Source organism: Aquimarina sp. AU119, assembly GCF_900312735.1.
In the GTDB taxonomy this organism is placed as follows: Bacteria; Bacteroidota; Bacteroidia; order Flavobacteriales; family Flavobacteriaceae; genus Aquimarina; species Aquimarina algiphila.
Genome location: NZ_OMPF01000008.1, coordinates 87,197 through 103,014, shown reverse-complemented (window position 1 = coordinate 103,014; position 15,818 = coordinate 87,197). Strand labels below are relative to the sequence as shown.

The following is a 15,818-nucleotide window of genomic DNA, read 5'->3' as shown; positions in this document are numbered from 1 at the left end:
AAAAGAGAAGGGATTATCAATGTTGACGAACTGCAATGTTCTACGTGTATATTAATCTTATTCCTCTCTTTTGTTCTTTCTGATTAAACCTTAAAATTAAGAGATTGTAAACTTAAGACGTGTATAACAAATTGCGGTCGAATTCCTTAGCGGAATTCATTGCAGATTTGCTACCTTAGTGACTTATCAGAATGTTTCCTTCGGAAAATTCCGAAACAAGCCATACGCAGAACGTTGGCAACAATTTAAATGAAAGAGAAACTAATCAATTCCATTTCAAAATACATTAAGTTAAGTTCCGAAGAAGAAAATTCAATTGAGACTTTTTGGACAGAAAAAACCCTTGAAAAAGGAGATTATCTTTTGAGAAATGGGGAAACTTGTCGAACTGACAATTTTATTGTTAAAGGAGCATTAAAGGCTTTTTACATAAATCCTGAAACAGGAAAGGAAGAAATCCTATATTTTGCAATTGAAAATTGGTGGGCAACTGATATTGAAAGTTTTCAAAAACAAAAGGCTTCTATCTATAATATTCAAGCAATTGAAAAAACTGAACTGCTTCAAATTAACTACCACTCATTTCAAAAAATGTTACTTGAAATCCCGAAACTTGAACGCTTTTTTAGAATCATCCTTGAAAATTATCTTGGCAGTTTACAAAAAAGGTTAATTACAAATATCACCTTAGATGCCGAACAGCGTTATTTCAGCTTTATTGAAAATTACCCAAAAATTGCAGATAAAGTGCCTCAATATTTAATCGCTTCTTACTTAGGTATCACTGCCGAATTTTTGAGCAGAATTCGTAAAAAATACAAACCATCTTAAACTAGGTCAATATCTTTCTTCTTCTATTTATAGAACTTTGCTTCTTTATTCAAAAATTAGAAAAAAATGAACAAAGTACTTATCATTAATGCAAGTGTCAGAAATAAAAAATCACACAGTAGAAAATTAACACAACTTTTTGTAGAAAATTGGAAAAACAAAAATCTAAAAGATAGTTTTTCTTATAGAGAGGTCGGACTTACTGAAATTCCATCAATAAATGAAAAATGGATTGCAAGTGCATTTATCAAACCTAATGAAAGAACAAAAGAAAATCAGTCGGGAGTTGAGTTTAGCGACGAATTGATTAAAGAGTTTAAGGAACATGATATTTATGTTTTAGGAACCCCGATGTATAACTGGTCAATTCCAAGCGGACTAAAATCTTACATCGACCAACTCATGAGAATAAACGAAACTTGGAAATTCCGTTCAGGAGAACCAGACGGAGATTATGTTGGACTTCTTGAAAACAAAAAAATGTTCATTCTATCTAGTCGTGGAGACACAGGTTATGGAGAAAATGAGAAAAATGAACATATGAATTTCCAAACAACCTACTTGAAATTCGTTTTCGGGATTATGGGTATAAAAGACATTTCTATAATTTCATTGGATAATGAAGAGTTTGGTGGAGAAATATTTGAGAAATCAAAAAAGAAAACCTATCAAAGGATTGAACACATATGAAAAATATTGTCAACACCTTGTGTAATTAATTGCTTAGTCATAATCTACTTGCAAAAGTCTTCACGGACTTTCTTTCTGTGATTTATTTGCTAACTTTAGTGCATAAAACATCCAACTAATCATACACAACCCCATTGTGCAACATATAAATTACTCTTGCGAAAGAATTTACAATGCTAAAAACTCTGACTTTAATTTTACTATTATTATATCTACTCTCTTGTAAACGAAGAGAATGCCCCTTGCCGATTGTTGAAATTGAAATGATTAACAAAGCGAAACACTGTTATGGAGGAAAAAGCTCTTTGACAATTACAGATAAAGAAAAAATCAATAAAATTGAATCTCTTTTAAAAAAACTCAAAACCAATATTTCTAACAAAACTTCAGCGAAAAATAATTTTGGATTTATTGAAATTTTATATTCCACATCTGACTGTAAGAACGTTGAATATTTCAATATAGTCTTTACGAAAAGTTCTGGAGATTTAATTCACTATAACTCAGATAATGATTTTGATTACGAATACTTCAAAAATGATGAAATTGTTCAGTACGCAAAAACTGAAATGATGATGTTAGAAGATAGAAAAAGTAAATAAAATACATTCCACAACACTATATATGTGATCATAGCAGCTAAGTGATCTATCGAAAGGTTGTTGTATTTTTGGTAAGGCGCAATGCTTGCAAAAAGTAAAAGTTAGCAATCAATGCGCAGATAATGTCGATAACTGGGTAACATTTTGCACAGCTACCACACATATGTTAAACGTTACCTGCAATAATGAAGAAACACCTGTACATATTATTAATTTTCGGATTTTCGATTTTAGTTTGTGCCCAAAACAAGCAATTGAATTTTGAAAAACAGCTCGTGGATTATTTTCAGAAACAAAGTTGGGATGAAATAACAATCACTCGCGATAGTCTCTACACAAGTCTATTTAAAGAAAAATTCAATGTTTCTGTCAGTAAAAATTTTATAGAATTCGATACAACTCATATTGTAGTTAAAAATCCATATTTCGCAGAGAAATATGAAGAAGCTGAAGAAGATAGGGATTACGTTAAAAATTTCCCCAAATCATTTTCAGTTATCTATAAAAACTCACTTGTTTCCCTATTCGAAAATGGCAAGTTTTCTTGTTTTAAACTTGATAGCTTTGAAAGAGATACAAAACTTGAGAATAAACTAAATACTAAAAAGTTCAAATACCATTGGATAATCGACAAACAGTTAGGAGCATCATCTGGTAATTCAATTTATAAATGGAATGGAAATAAATGGATAAAGTATAAAGGCTATTTTCCTTTAAAAAATCAACCTAAACTATTTGAAGATAATGAGTTCATAATTTATGGAGATTGTCACGGAGAATGGGGTGGAACAGTTTATTTTTATGAAAAAAAATCTTCAAAAATATTTTTTACCGAATCTACTTGTGCCAATTCTGTTATTAAGGACAAAAATGGATATAATGTAATGGCTCATTTGGGACACGGTGGAGGTTCGGCTGAAATAAAAACGATAGCTAACCCAAGAAAATTAACCATAGCAAAACCAACTGAAATCAGAAAAACAGTAAATGGAGAAGCTTTAGGTTATGTTGACAAATCCAAAGCTTACAAGAAAAAGATTGATTTTTATGGAGTTCAAATATTTTCATCTTTCAAATACCAAGACAAAGAGCTATTTATAGTTCATCTTTCTGACTTGACTTTTCTCGCAGAAATTAAAGGCAATGAAATTGAGATTATAAATCCTTTATTTTTTAGTGATTTATATACGCACGACCCGATTACCAAACAATATGGAAATTACATTTTGATGAATTTAGACCATTATGGAACAGGGCTTTATAGAGAGATTTCTGTTCTGATAATAGATAGAAATAAAATAATAAAAGTAGACTGGAATGAAAATCACAACCGCTAACATGGTGTATAAAACATAACTAATGAGTGCTTAACCGATAGGTTTCTGTATATTTAGAAAGTCCGCCAAATTTTTAATTTGGCTTTTAAAAAGTGAAAATTAAAACAAAATATGAAAATTTGGCTCAGTACTAAATCGAAATATAGAGTCTCTTTACACGCTACGTTTCATACACTTAGCCATTGTAGTCAGTTGCAGAAATGACAATCCGAGAGATATTAAATACGGTTGATCACAGACCTTGGAAAATGCCAACTGAAAAGTGGAAATTTTATCAAGAGTGGAATAATGCAATATTTCTTCATTGGCAAGTGGAATTATCTGAATTGAAAAAGTTTGTCCCAAAAGAACTTGAAATTGACCTTTTTGATGGAAAACCTTGGATTTCTGTTGTTGCTTTTACAATGGAAAAAATACGACCAAAAAATCTACCTTCTTTTTCACCAATTTCGAATTTTGATGAAATTAATATCAGAACTTATGTGAAATTTAATAACAAAACAGGAGTGTATTTTTTGAGTATCGAAGGCGGAAAAAGTTTGTCATGTAAAGTTGCAAAAGGAATGTCTGAACTGCCATATAGATTTTCAAAAATAAAACGGACTGAAAATCAATACGAATCCAATAACCAGGAATTTAATGACAGATTGAATATTCAGTTTGGGATTGGAAATGAAACTACTGAAAAAACAGAATTGGAAAAATGGTTGACTGAAAGATATGCTCTTTTTCAAAATACAGAAAAATCTATTAATGAATTCGAAATTCACCATTTGGAATGGCCTATTAATGAACTTGAATTGACGAATTTTGAGTTTAATTATCCAAGATTTAAAAACCTGATCAAAAATGATCCTGTTAAAACTCAATTTTCTAAAGGTGTGAAGGTTCTTGCTTGGGGGAAAAATAAACTGACTACAACACCATATATGTGATCGTAGCAGCTAGGTAATTAATCGAGCGGTTATCGTATTTTTGGTAAAGCGCAATGCTTACAAAACTGAAAAAAATAGCAATCAATGCGCAAATAATGTTGATAGTTAAGTAACATTTTGCCCTGCTACGACACATATATTAAACGTTAGCAAATATTAGAACAAAACAATAAAATCTTTGAAAAACATCAAATTATATAAATGAATTTTGATAATCAACTATTATTTTTCTTTAGTGCATTAGGGGCATTCAATGGGCTTTTTTTGAGTACTTATTTCGCGTTTTTTATAAAAAAGAGAAACCGCTCTACTTATTTTTTAGCTGGTTTATTATTTGTAGTTAGCGTTCGTGTTACAAAATCAGTATTTCTAACATTTTACGAGAATATTTCTACACATTTCATTCAGATTGGTCTCTCTGCATGTTTACTCATCGGGCCATTTTTATATCTTTACATTAGAGAAACAACTCGCTCAAAAAGTAGCAATTCCTATGGTTGGCTTATTCATATTATACCAATTGTAGTTATAATGATTCTACTTGGTTATTATTTTCCATATAGCGAACATCGTTATTTGTGGCAGCGCTCTTCAGCAGGCTACTTGTCTTGGTTCATGTTTGCGCAATGGTTTGTTTATATTGTTTTGTCGCTTGCTTTAATTAGATCACAATTGTACAAACTAATCTCAAAAACTAAAAAATTAAATAGTAAAGATATTTGGTTAACTACAGTTACAATAGGAGTGTCTATTATTTGGCTGGCGTACTTTACAAGTAGATATACATCTTATATCGTGGGCGCTTTATCGTTCTCATTTGTACTTTATCTTGCAATTCTTTTGGTGATTTTAAAGCGACGAAATAAATTGTTATTTTTTGAAGAACCAGAAAAATATGCTTCTAAAAAAATTAAAAATACTGAAGCAGAACAACACATTCAAAAGATGAATGATTTAATGATTGAAGAAAAATTATTTAGGGATAGTACTGTAAAATTGAAATTATTGGCGGATAGATTAAACGTTTCAACACATTATTTATCCCAACTGCTTAATGATAATTTAGGGCAATCCTTCGCTCAATATATAAATACGCTCCGTGTGGAAGAATCAAAGAATTTAATTAAAAATAACAATCAGTTTACACTCGAAGCTATTGGTTTAGAAGCTGGCTTTAGCTCTAAATCATCCTTTTATTCTACTTTTAAAAAGATTACAGGCGCTACGCCAGCAGCTTATAAAAAACAGATGTTATAAAGTTTTTTGTCCAAAATTATAATTCTGTACTTTTCTATTATAACTCCGGATTGAATTTCAAAAGGATTTGTCGAATTTTGATAGCATCATCAAAAAACGATAATCATGAAATTTAAAATCTTATCGATAATCTTAAGTTTTTCCCTAGGATTATCAAATCAAGTACATTCAGAACAAGAAAGTAAAGGCAACATTTTGTTCATCATGTATAATGCCAAAACCTATGGCGATTCAGATATTGAAACAGGTACAAGTTTTGCCGAAATTGTTTATGCTTACGATGTTTTTGTAAAGCATAATTACAAAGTTGATTTTCTGACTCCAGATGGCGAAAGCATTCATTTAGGGGATTACTACAAAGCCAAATACCCTTTACAATATCGCTATTTTAATGATAGTGGTTTTATGATACGTCTTAAAACAACTTTAAAACCATCTGAAGTTAATCCTAAAACTTATAAAGCCGTTTACTATGTTGGTGGTAGAGCGGCTATGCATGATGTGCCAGATAACGAAGCTATTCAAAATATAGCGATGGAGATTTATGAAAAGAAAAACGGTGTTATTTCCGCAGTTTGTCATGGAACTGCTGGAATAGTCAACTTAAAAACTAATAATGGTGACTTTTTAATAAACGGAAAAAAGGTCAATGGTTACCCAGACGCTTTTGAGAGAAAAGAGAAACCTTATTATGAAGAATTTCCTTTTTCTATTGAAAAAAAAGTCAACAAACATGGAGGTCATTTTACATACTCAGCTAATGGTTGGGATAGTTATGCCATAGCTGAGAATAGACTTATCACGGGACAAGCCCCTACAGCTTCTGCAAAAGTGGCGGAGTTGGTTGTTGCCAAACTTCAAAAAAATCAAAATCAATCTAAAAACAATTAAAATGAAAACATTAATCACTACATTATTACTATGCCTAAATTTTTTTACAATTTTAGCTCAACAATCTGATTATTTACAAGTTGAGAAAACAGTTTCTTATTACCTAGATGGTGGAACAAACAACGACTTTGAAATGCTAAAAAAAGCATTTCACGAAACCGCAACCATGAAGTTTATCCGTAATGGCGAATACAGAGAAGTCAATGCTTTAGAATTCTTTAAAAAAGCTGTTAAACCTGGATCAAAACAGAACCGGAAAACGCATATTTCTTACATCAACGTTACAGGAAACGTAGCAAGTGCAAAACTTCAAATAGATTATGAAACCTTCAGTTTTATTGATTATATGAATCTTATTAAGATTGATGGTGAGTGGAAAGTCGTGAGTAAGATATTTTATAGAAAGTAGAACTAATGAAATTGATTTAGCCATTGAAAACTATAAAAAGCCCTTAGAATTGAACCCAACTAATACTAATGCGATTGAAATTCTAAAAAAACTAAACCAATAAATATAATTCTTATCCTATTCATAATAGATTAAGGAGCATTGTGCCTAAAAAGATTAAAAAAACCTAATTATAAAATGAAACATAAAATAATTCAACTCTTAATATTAGTATTAACCTTAACGTTTTCTGCCTGTAAAAACTACAAAAGTGTAGAAGCTTATGTCGATGAAATAAATCAAAAAGGAGAACTCAATGGTAATGTTCTCGTTGTAAAGAACAATGAGGTTTTATACGAAAACTCTTTTGGTATTGCTCATCCTAAAACCAAAGAGCCTTTAACAGCGTCTCATCGTTTCGCTATTGGTTCTATTTCTAAAGAATTTCCAGGAGTGGCCGCAATGCAACTGTACGAAAGCGGAAAACTGAAGCTTGAGGATAAGGTAAGTAAATACCTTAAAAATTTACCATCTTGGGCTTCTACAATAAGCATTCAGCAATTGTTTAAATACACAAGTGGTTTGCCAAGAGTAGCATGGGAGCGTTATGGAGAAAACGAAATGACCGTTACTCACGACTTGTTACTGAATGATTTAAAGAACATAGAACAGCTTGCTTTTGAGCCAGGAACAGACTATCTCTACTCAAACTACAACCCTATATTACTCATGCATATTATAGAAGAGATTTCTGGTCAATCTTTTGAAGATTATGTAACTCAGAACATATTTAAACCTGCAAAAATGAAAAGTAGCTATTTTGGAAAAGCTACGCCTTGGAAAAACGAAACGTTACCTGCTCATCCATTTAACAAAGACAATAATCTTGATGCTTTTAAGATGGATGGCATTAAGTTTTTGATGTTATTTACAGCACAAGATATTTACCAATATCTCCAGCACTTGCACAGTTATCAATTACTGTCAAAAGAATCCATAAAGCTTCTTTCTGAAAGAGAAGGCTCACAATCGCCTTTAGGTGTTTTAGAATGGGACGATAGTAAATTAGAGGTTCACCATCATCATGGCGAACAAGGAAGCTATGAGTCTGTAATTAGATATTTTCCTGAAGAAGAATTATATATTATTATCTTAAAGAATCAAAAGTTTTTTAATGTAATGGATATGGCAGATGAGATACACGATATAATAATCACTAATAAATAGTAAATGAAATTTATAACTAAAATAATCTTAGCACTTACAATATTTAGTCAAGTGCAGGCTCAAACATTAAAAGGGAATAAAGAAGACATCAATCAAATTATAGAAAACGCCAAGGCATTTTCGCGCTATGTTATGGCATCGGATTATAAAATGATTGCTTCATCTTATACCGAAGACGCAAAAATCTTCCCTAATTACACTATAATATTAGAAGGTGAAGACATTATAAAATACTGGACACTACCTAAAGGAATAAGTACTAGTTTTCATAAAATCACCCAAACAGAAATTACAGTAGTTGAAGACACAGCTTATGATTATGGTTATTACGAAGGAAAAACCAAACAAAAAGATGGTCAAATTTCTTCTTGGCAAGGAAAGTATGTCATTGTTTGGAAGAAAGTAAAGGGTAACTGGAAAATGCATTTAGATATTTGGAATAATATATAAAATTGTAATAAATCAGAACCAAGGTAATGTTTATGCTATCTGATAAGATTTTTGAAATAGTAATTTGGAAAAATAACATTTGCTAACACGGTGTATAAAGCATAGCCAATAAGTGCTAAATCGAAAGGTTTGTGTATATTTAGGAAGTCCGCCAAATTTTTAATTTGGCTTTTAAAAAAGTGAAAAATTAAAAACAAAATATGAAAATTCGGCTCCGTGATAATCCGAAAAGTTAGTGTCTTTTTACACGCTATGTTTCATACACAATACCGTTAGCAAACATATCCAATGAATATCAGTTTTGATCTTGACAGTACATTAATTCCGAATGGAAAAGAATTTGAAACCGAAAAGAGGAACGGAATTGCTAAACTATTCGGAATTGAAGAAATACGGAAAGGAACGAGTGAATTGATTTCTGATTTACAAAATCAAGGACATAAAATTCATATCTATACAACATCATTTCGAACTAAAAGAAAAATAAGACTGACTTTAAAATATTATGGAATAAGAGTAAACCGAATTGTAAACCAAATGGATAATCGAAAAGTTTTAAAATCTCGGAATATTAATTCATCGAAATATCCACCAGCTTTTGATTTTGATTTGCACATTGACGATTTAAAAGGTGTCGGAATTGAGAGTGAGAGATTTAATTTTAAAGCAATTATTGTTAATCCGAGTGATAAAAATTGGATTGAAAACATAAAAAGTGGAATAGAGCGAATATTTGAATTGAAAATACTCAAAAGACTATTAAAGGAACTTTGGCTTCAATCGGATGACTGTTCAGAACCTATTGAAAATATGTGGTTCTCTATTCAAGAAGTCGCCAAATCTACTGGAAACAAAAGAAAGGAAATAAGAAAACATTTGAACTTATTAATAGATAATAAGTATATTGAGATTACGTCAGAAGAACCTTTATTGTTTGAATTTACCGAAAAAGGAAAAGCAATTAAGACAGATTTGGAAATAGAAAAAATAATAAAAAATGTTGGGTAACAAGGTGTATAAAATCATAGTGGCTTTGCCACGACGATTCATACACGCAACGTTATAGCCAATTAAAAAGAAATCAAATTGAATTTAGATAATAAAAAATTTATAACTACGGAGAATAAAAGTGGATTATCATCAGGTGAAACCATCTTCCATTATTTCCAAAATGGAACAACTATTACAGGAAAGTATAAAGGAGGGTCGATTTTGGAGGGACTTTTTATTGGAAAACAAACTCAAGACTCAGAAATAGAACTCTTGTATCAGTGCTTAACAACTGAAGGAGAATTAAAAGCTGGAGAATCTAAAGGCAAAATTTCAGAAACAAAAAGTGGAAAACTGAAATTGGAATTTGACTGGAACTGGTTGAATGGAGATTTATCAGGCGGAAAATCGGAATACAAAGAAATTGAATAAAAAACTGGCTACAACTTTATATATAAAATCATAACAAAAGTTTAGTGCTATTTCCTTGTTACAATGGTGCTAGATTTTTATAAATTAAACAAAAAATAAAAATGCGCAGATAGATCAATTGGTTCAGGCTTGCCTTGCCTTGCTAGGACAAATATATTTAACGTTGTACACAATACCGAAAATCGTTTTGAAAAATAAATCGAACAATAAAAATCGAATTGAAGAGGACTTTATTGATAGCTGGAATTTAATTGAGAATTTCTATCAAGAATATCCTGATGATAGTCGTCCGTTCACAAATGATGCTCTTAGATTGATAAAAGAAATGAGAAATTGTAATCTTGATAAAGAATTAAGAGCTGGTCAATCTCTATGGTTTTTCCTTTTATCAAGAAACAGATGGCATGGTTTGGACAAAGAGCCACATATTCGAATTACTTTTCTAGGTAAGAATAAAATGGATATCAAGTCAAATTTTGATGGAAAAGAAATAAGCAAAGAATCTGAAGTAAATTATAGTGAATATTTAAAAAAAATGATTAGTAAATTATTAGAACAAGAAATAATCCTGAATGAATATGAAGATGACGACCTTGATACGTTTTTTGCTTCTATTGATAATGATTAATGCTAATTAGAATTTAAAAAATACTGTGTACGACAACATATATGAGATCATAGCAGTTAAGTGATGATAGACCCAACAGTTCTTGTATATTTGGTAGGGCGCAATGCTTGTAAAAAGGAAAAGTTAGCAATCAATACGCAGATAAATCTAAAAGCAAGGTAACATTTTACTCTGCTACGACACATATATTAAACGTTGTGCACAAGCCGATAAAAAATCGAAAAACAAATGAAAAAAACGCTAAATGATTTAACCAAAGAAGATTGGAATACACTTTTTCCAATTGAACTGGTAGACCATAATCCTGAATGGAAAAACATTTATGAAAATGAAAAGCAGCGAATTATAGATAATGTAGGACAGGAAAAAATAGTAAGGATTGAGCACTTTGGCAGTTCATCTATTACCTCAATAAAATCCAAACCTTATATCGATTTAATGATTGAAATTCCTAAAGGTTTATTGTTTGACGAACAATTAATCGATCAATTTACGGAATTAGGTTACTCTCATTTTAAAGTCCCGGAAAGAGAAAATATAGAGGAATACTCATCATTTGGAAAAGGATACAATGTAGACGGAACAAAAGAACAGATTTTTCATATTCATATGTGTCCAAAAGAGAATTTGATGTGGAAACAAATCGACTTTCGGGATTATCTGAATGCAAACTACAAAAGAGCAAAGCAATATGAGGATTTAAAACTCGAATTAGCGTCTAAATTCAAAAATGACCGAGGTTCATATGTGCTTGGAAAAACCGACTTTGTAAATGAAACGCTGGAAATAATTAATAGAAAAGCCAACGCACAACATGGTATATAAAACATAGTTATTATAGGATTTTCAAGAGGTAATTACTTATCACGTAAGACCACCAAATTTTTAAATTTGGCTTTTAAGAATGATAAATAAAAAACAAAAAATAAAAATGCGCAGATGCATCAATTGGTTTAAGTATACTTGCCTTGCTCTAATTTATATATTTGGCGTTGTAGATAATAATTAAGGATAATGTTTGACGAGATTTTAAAACATATTGAAGAAGTTATCGAGCTTAATGAATTGGAAAAAGAACGTTTCACCTCTATTCTGATTAAAAAGAAATTACGGAAAAGACAATTTCTTATACAAGAAGGTGATTTAGTTAAGTATGAATACTTTGTTGCAGGTGGTTGTTTAAAAGCCTATGAAGTAGACGATAATAGAGATGAACATATTATACAGTTTGCAAAAGAAAATTGGCGGATAAGTGATTCAAAGCTTTTTTTGAAGAAGGAAAAGCCTCATTAAACATTGATTCTATTGAAGAATCAGTCGTTTATGGAATAGAAAAGCATTGACATACAAAATTAACATGACTTAATATTCTATAATTTCTTGTGAAAATATTGTTTGTTACAATGAACTTAAAAAGGATGATTATTTGATATCTAAAGGTTTGTACAAACAATGTAAAAAAACCTAAATAGAATTAATAGAACTTGAAATAAGAAAATAAAAGTGCCTAACAAATGTATAAACTACATTAACATAACAGTTTATATGAAACGTTGACAAACCATTTGAAAAATTAACGAAATGAATGAAGTTACATTTGGAAAAGCAAAATTGTCTGAAGCTTTACAAATATCCATTTTAATGAAAACGGTTAATGTTCAATCATATGCTACAGATGGAATAAGACTTGAAATGGCTACTTATATTGATGAAAGGTTTTCACCTAAATATCTTGAGAAAACCATTAAAAACAATCCAAACAGCTTAATCGTTGCCTATATTAATGAAAATCCAATTGGAGTAGCCGAAATTATATTTGATACTTCTTGTCCAATTAGAAAAATTCAAATTCCTGAATTGAGTAAACTGTATGTTTTGGAAAGATTTTATGGAAAAGGGATTGGATATAGATTACTTAAAGAAGTCGAAAATGAATTGTTAGAAACTGGATTTAAACAACTTTATCTTGAAGTATTTACTGAAAATCCAAAAGCAATTTCATTTTATCTAAGACAATCATATCAAAAAATAGGAAAAGTAAATTTTCCAATGCAAGATAATACCTATAAAAATTGGGTTATGACTAAAACCTTGAATCAATAGTAATGATTGAAATTAATAAGACACAAAATAGAAGGGATTATAGAATTATCGAAAAATTAGCGACTATAATTTTGCACGAAGTTTATGACCCAATAATTCCTGCTGAACATACCGATTATTTTTTAAAAGAGTTTCAGTCAGAAAATGCAATTGAAAACCAAATTAAAAACGAAAATTTCAACTATTTTCTCTTAAATTTTGACGCTAAAAATGTTGGTTATTTAGGAATTCAAATACTGAATAAAAAATTAATTTTAAGTAAACTTTATATTCTGGAATCTTTTCGTGGACTAAAAATCGGAAAAAAAGCGCTAGAATATGTTAATGAATTTGCAACGAATAACAGAATTGAAAAAATTGAGTTAATTGTTAACCAACAAAACCAGAATACGATTGATATTTATCTGAGAAACGGATTTAAAATTATGGAATCGATTGTAAACTCCTTTCCGAATGGACATTCTGTTGAGGATTATAAAATGGAAAAGATAGTTAGTTAAAAATAAAAGCCGATTTGCCAAAAACGTATAAGAAAACATAGTGTGGTTTAAGAAAATTTGATAGGTTCGTGTTTATTGGCAAATCGCCAACCCTATATTTCTTATACTAGATGTTAACATTAATTTAGCTCAGAATAATGAATATTTTTAATAAAATCAAAGATATAATTGATAGACGAAAATCTATAAGCAATATCTACGATGATATTCAAAATTTGGATGAAGTATTACTTGAAAAACGGATTGAAATATTCGCAAAAGTAGTTACACCAAGATTTGCAGAAATTGGACTCAATAATTGGAATGGAAAATATATTTGGTTCAGTGATTTCAATGATGAAGGGATAAAACATGTTGTTGAATACAATGTACTTAAAGGTTTTGGCGGTTCTTTCTCTTTTGGTAACTGTTTTGATTTTGTTCCCACAATATCAGGTAAAAAACTAATTAATCACCGAACAGATAAATCAACAAAAGTTATTTATTTCAATCGTTTAGAAAGTTGGCAAGAAAGTTTTAAAAAAAACAGACCTATTAACCCTGATAGAATAAGCACTGTAAACGAACAAAAATTTAAGGATAGTTTAAACCGTGTATTATCAAATAACATCCCTAAACTAAAAAAATGGTTTAATGGAAAAACCACAATTGAGAAAAATATTTCAGCGTTACTTAAGGATATCAAAAATCCACCTTTTGAAATTGGACAAAGAATAATTTCTTTCGAATATATTTTAGCTTTTCTTCATAAAGAAATAAAAGATTATGAGTTAGCTAATTATTGGATCAATAAACACTTTGACAAAGGTTTGAATAGTGAAAATGAGAAAGAACTAATTTTAAAACGAATAAAAAATTAATGTTAACAATAATGTAAAGATTGATGGATAAAACATATCAAGACAATGTAGCTTTCTCTTTTATCAAAGTTCTTACAATTATTTTTTTATTTACTCCACTTATAGCTTTTATTGGTTACATAGCAATTCAAAATTTAGAGGGACATTACTACTTATATGCTTTTATATATGGGCAATTATCAATTTTATTTGTAAAATTAATCTTCGAACATAGTAAGCGAGCTTTTATTTCAGATATTGTTGAAAAAAGACTTGAACCTATATTAAAGTTTGAATATGAACAAAAGGAATGGAACAAATTTATCAAGAAGGTTTTAAAGAAAAAGATTAAAAAGAACTCTATTATTTCAATAGTGATTCTTTTAATTTCAATTACTTCAATAATTGCAGGGTATAACTTAAAAAATGATGGGGAATTCGCCTTGGCTGTTGGATATAATCTCTTGATGATTTCATTTTTTTGGGGACTAAATTCTTACCTTTATGTTCTTAATCCAATTTATAATGCTTTGGATAACAATACTAAAGAAATACAATGTTTTAAGTATGGTATAGTTTTAATAAGTAATTATTATATTTTAAAGACCTTTAATTATATGGTTAATATAGAATTAGAGAAAAAAAATAACGAAATATACATTTGTTTTACTGATGAAACTAGAAGTACAAGTGTCGATGGAAATGATGCAAATGTGATAACAAAAACACATATACTTATCCCTCAAAAAAATAAAAATGATTCAGATAAAATATACACAAAAGCTTTTAGAAAGTTAATGTGATTTTATAGGTTGGTTATTGAAGCTTTTAATTAATAAACTATTTTTGTAAAGTATATTCTAATAAATAATGCTAGTGTTAACACCGTATATATAGCAAAGAAGGCGTTCATTAGTTTACGAAAGTTCAGTGCTATTTACCAATGCCGCCAAATCGTTGATTTGGCTTAGTACAAACCTAAATGTTTATTACTTTCTATTACCCTACTTGCTATATATTTAACGTTATCTATAATTTGGAATGAAAATCTTGATAGAAACAGAAAGATTATTGTTAAGAAAAATTACTCTGGATGATAAAGAGAAATTATTTAGGTTGCACTCTGATCCAGATGTACAAAAGTATACAGGTGAACCTATAGTTGAATCTATTGGAGAAATAGAAAAGGCAATACAAACAAGAATTAAGAATTATGAGAAGTATGGATACGGGAGATGGGCTACTTTTCTAAAAAATGAAATGCAATTTGTAGGATGGGCTGGTTTAGCATATCTACCAGAATTTGATGAAATTGACCTTGGCTATAGATTCTTACCAGAATTTTGGGGGTCAGGTATAGCAACAGAAGCTTCTCGTGCAATTTTAACTTACGGATTTGATAAACTCAAATTAAAAAAGATAATTGCGATTGCAATGAAAGAAAATAAAGCATCGATCAGAGTAATGGAAAAAGCCGGAATGGAATTCGAAAAATTTGCCCCCTATGAACCTGGGAGTGAAGATGCCGTCTGGTATTATTGCGACCAAAAGCTTTTAACAACAAATAAATGCTATTAAAACGAGTGTTTATTGAGAACACTATGAGCAAGCTACAAGTTAAAAACACTCGAATGAAAATTCTATTTTTTACTATCATTTCTGTTTTGCATAGAGTGAAAAAACAAATCTAATTGTCAAACAGCTAAGAAATTTATATC

20 protein-coding genes are annotated in these 15,818 nt (G+C 29.9%); all 20 read left to right on the top strand.

Annotated elements, in window-relative coordinates:
* Nucleotides 1-249: 249 nt before the first annotated feature.
* Nucleotides 250-831 carry a Crp/Fnr family transcriptional regulator gene (locus DK442_RS08165; RefSeq protein ID WP_109435372.1) on the top strand — a complete coding sequence of 194 codons (582 nt, stop codon included), beginning with the start codon at nt 250-252 and terminating at the stop codon, nt 829-831.
* Nucleotides 832-897: 66 nt separating this feature from the next.
* A complete protein-coding gene (locus DK442_RS08160; RefSeq protein WP_109435371.1) occupies nt 898-1,521 on the top strand; it encodes an FMN-dependent NADH-azoreductase in 624 nt (207 codons plus the stop codon).
* 173 nt (nt 1,522-1,694) lie between these two features.
* The gene (locus DK442_RS08155) at nt 1,695-2,123 is read left to right on the top strand and encodes a hypothetical protein (RefSeq protein WP_160114088.1); all 429 of its coding nucleotides are present in this window, start codon (nt 1,695-1,697) and stop codon (nt 2,121-2,123) included.
* 254 nt (nt 2,124-2,377) lie between these two features.
* Nucleotides 2,378-3,460 carry a hypothetical protein gene (locus DK442_RS08150; protein ID WP_109435369.1) on the top strand — a complete coding sequence of 361 codons (1,083 nt, stop codon included), beginning with the start codon at nt 2,378-2,380 and terminating at the stop codon, nt 3,458-3,460.
* A gap of 248 nt (nt 3,461-3,708) precedes the next feature.
* On the top strand, nt 3,709-4,395 hold the full coding sequence (locus DK442_RS08145; RefSeq protein WP_235010923.1) for a YqjF family protein: 687 nt from the start codon (nt 3,709-3,711) through the stop codon (nt 4,393-4,395).
* 201 nt (nt 4,396-4,596) lie between these two features.
* Complete coding sequence (locus DK442_RS08140) at nt 4,597-5,652, top strand: AraC family transcriptional regulator (protein WP_109435367.1); 1,056 nt, start codon at nt 4,597-4,599, stop codon at nt 5,650-5,652.
* 105 nt (nt 5,653-5,757) lie between these two features.
* Nucleotides 5,758-6,543, top strand: a complete 786-nt coding sequence (locus DK442_RS08135) for a type 1 glutamine amidotransferase domain-containing protein (protein ID WP_109435366.1) — start codon at nt 5,758-5,760, stop codon at nt 6,541-6,543.
* A 1-nt stretch (nt 6,544) separates the two neighbouring features.
* Nucleotides 6,545-6,952, top strand: a complete 408-nt coding sequence (locus DK442_RS08130; RefSeq protein ID WP_160114087.1) for a nuclear transport factor 2 family protein — start codon at nt 6,545-6,547, stop codon at nt 6,950-6,952.
* A 177-nt stretch (nt 6,953-7,129) separates the two neighbouring features.
* A complete protein-coding gene (locus DK442_RS08125) occupies nt 7,130-8,158 on the top strand; it encodes a serine hydrolase (RefSeq protein ID WP_109435364.1) in 1,029 nt (342 codons plus the stop codon).
* A 3-nt stretch (nt 8,159-8,161) separates the two neighbouring features.
* Entirely contained in the window at nt 8,162-8,608 is a 447-nt protein-coding gene (locus DK442_RS08120; RefSeq protein WP_109435363.1) for a DUF4440 domain-containing protein, read from the top strand.
* Between the two features lie 288 nt (nt 8,609-8,896).
* Nucleotides 8,897-9,616 carry a hypothetical protein gene (locus tag DK442_RS28595; RefSeq protein ID WP_235010922.1) on the top strand — a complete coding sequence of 240 codons (720 nt, stop codon included), beginning with the start codon at nt 8,897-8,899 and terminating at the stop codon, nt 9,614-9,616.
* 78 nt (nt 9,617-9,694) lie between these two features.
* Nucleotides 9,695-10,030: a hypothetical protein gene (locus DK442_RS08110; protein ID WP_109435362.1), complete on the top strand. Its 336-nt coding sequence runs from the start codon at nt 9,695-9,697 to the stop codon at nt 10,028-10,030.
* 187 nt (nt 10,031-10,217) lie between these two features.
* The gene (locus tag DK442_RS08105) at nt 10,218-10,658 is read left to right on the top strand and encodes a hypothetical protein (RefSeq protein WP_109435361.1); all 441 of its coding nucleotides are present in this window, start codon (nt 10,218-10,220) and stop codon (nt 10,656-10,658) included.
* A 228-nt stretch (nt 10,659-10,886) separates the two neighbouring features.
* A complete protein-coding gene (locus DK442_RS08100; protein WP_109435360.1) occupies nt 10,887-11,483 on the top strand; it encodes a GrpB family protein in 597 nt (198 codons plus the stop codon).
* 189 nt (nt 11,484-11,672) lie between these two features.
* On the top strand, nt 11,673-11,951 hold the full coding sequence (locus tag DK442_RS08095) for a hypothetical protein (RefSeq protein ID WP_109435359.1): 279 nt from the start codon (nt 11,673-11,675) through the stop codon (nt 11,949-11,951).
* A 288-nt stretch (nt 11,952-12,239) separates the two neighbouring features.
* Entirely contained in the window at nt 12,240-12,761 is a 522-nt protein-coding gene (locus DK442_RS08090; RefSeq protein ID WP_109435358.1) for a GNAT family N-acetyltransferase, read from the top strand.
* 2 nt (nt 12,762-12,763) lie between these two features.
* Nucleotides 12,764-13,261 (top strand): GNAT family N-acetyltransferase, encoded by a 498-nt coding sequence (locus tag DK442_RS08085; protein WP_109435357.1) that lies wholly within the window; start codon nt 12,764-12,766, stop codon nt 13,259-13,261.
* A gap of 137 nt (nt 13,262-13,398) precedes the next feature.
* Entirely contained in the window at nt 13,399-14,121 is a 723-nt protein-coding gene (locus DK442_RS08080; protein ID WP_109435356.1) for a hypothetical protein, read from the top strand.
* A gap of 23 nt (nt 14,122-14,144) precedes the next feature.
* Nucleotides 14,145-14,903 (top strand): hypothetical protein, encoded by a 759-nt coding sequence (locus DK442_RS08075; protein ID WP_109435355.1) that lies wholly within the window; start codon nt 14,145-14,147, stop codon nt 14,901-14,903.
* A gap of 238 nt (nt 14,904-15,141) precedes the next feature.
* Nucleotides 15,142-15,678, top strand: a complete 537-nt coding sequence (locus DK442_RS08070; RefSeq protein ID WP_109435354.1) for a GNAT family N-acetyltransferase — start codon at nt 15,142-15,144, stop codon at nt 15,676-15,678.
* Nucleotides 15,679-15,818 lie beyond the last annotated feature (140 nt).

Bases quoted from the DNA above. Each gene is read 5' to 3' on its own strand.
- DK442_RS08155 (WP_160114088.1), top strand. From the start codon at position 1,695: ATGCTAAAAACTCTGACTTTAATTTTACTATTATTATATCTACTCTCT.
- DK442_RS08140 (WP_109435367.1), top strand. From the start codon at position 4,597: ATGAATTTTGATAATCAACTATTATTTTTCTTTAGTGCATTAGGGGCA.
- DK442_RS08135 (WP_109435366.1), top strand. From the start codon at position 5,758: ATGAAATTTAAAATCTTATCGATAATCTTAAGTTTTTCCCTAGGATTA.
- DK442_RS08145 (WP_235010923.1), top strand. From the start codon at position 3,709: ATGCCAACTGAAAAGTGGAAATTTTATCAAGAGTGGAATAATGCAATA.
- DK442_RS08075 (WP_109435355.1), top strand. From the start codon at position 14,145: ATGGATAAAACATATCAAGACAATGTAGCTTTCTCTTTTATCAAAGTT.
- DK442_RS08130 (WP_160114087.1), top strand. From the start codon at position 6,545: ATGAAAACATTAATCACTACATTATTACTATGCCTAAATTTTTTTACA.
- DK442_RS08070 (WP_109435354.1), top strand. From the start codon at position 15,142: ATGAAAATCTTGATAGAAACAGAAAGATTATTGTTAAGAAAAATTACT.
- DK442_RS08160 (WP_109435371.1), top strand. From the start codon at position 898: ATGAACAAAGTACTTATCATTAATGCAAGTGTCAGAAATAAAAAATCA.
- DK442_RS08120 (WP_109435363.1), top strand. From the start codon at position 8,162: ATGAAATTTATAACTAAAATAATCTTAGCACTTACAATATTTAGTCAA.
- DK442_RS08095 (WP_109435359.1), top strand. From the start codon at position 11,673: ATGTTTGACGAGATTTTAAAACATATTGAAGAAGTTATCGAGCTTAAT.
- DK442_RS08080 (WP_109435356.1), top strand. From the start codon at position 13,399: ATGAATATTTTTAATAAAATCAAAGATATAATTGATAGACGAAAATCT.
- DK442_RS08100 (WP_109435360.1), top strand. From the start codon at position 10,887: ATGAAAAAAACGCTAAATGATTTAACCAAAGAAGATTGGAATACACTT.
- DK442_RS08165 (WP_109435372.1), top strand. From the start codon at position 250: ATGAAAGAGAAACTAATCAATTCCATTTCAAAATACATTAAGTTAAGT.
- DK442_RS08085 (WP_109435357.1), top strand. From the start codon at position 12,764: ATGATTGAAATTAATAAGACACAAAATAGAAGGGATTATAGAATTATC.
- DK442_RS08090 (WP_109435358.1), top strand. From the start codon at position 12,240: ATGAATGAAGTTACATTTGGAAAAGCAAAATTGTCTGAAGCTTTACAA.
- DK442_RS08125 (WP_109435364.1), top strand. From the start codon at position 7,130: ATGAAACATAAAATAATTCAACTCTTAATATTAGTATTAACCTTAACG.
- DK442_RS28595 (WP_235010922.1), top strand. From the start codon at position 8,897: ATGAATATCAGTTTTGATCTTGACAGTACATTAATTCCGAATGGAAAA.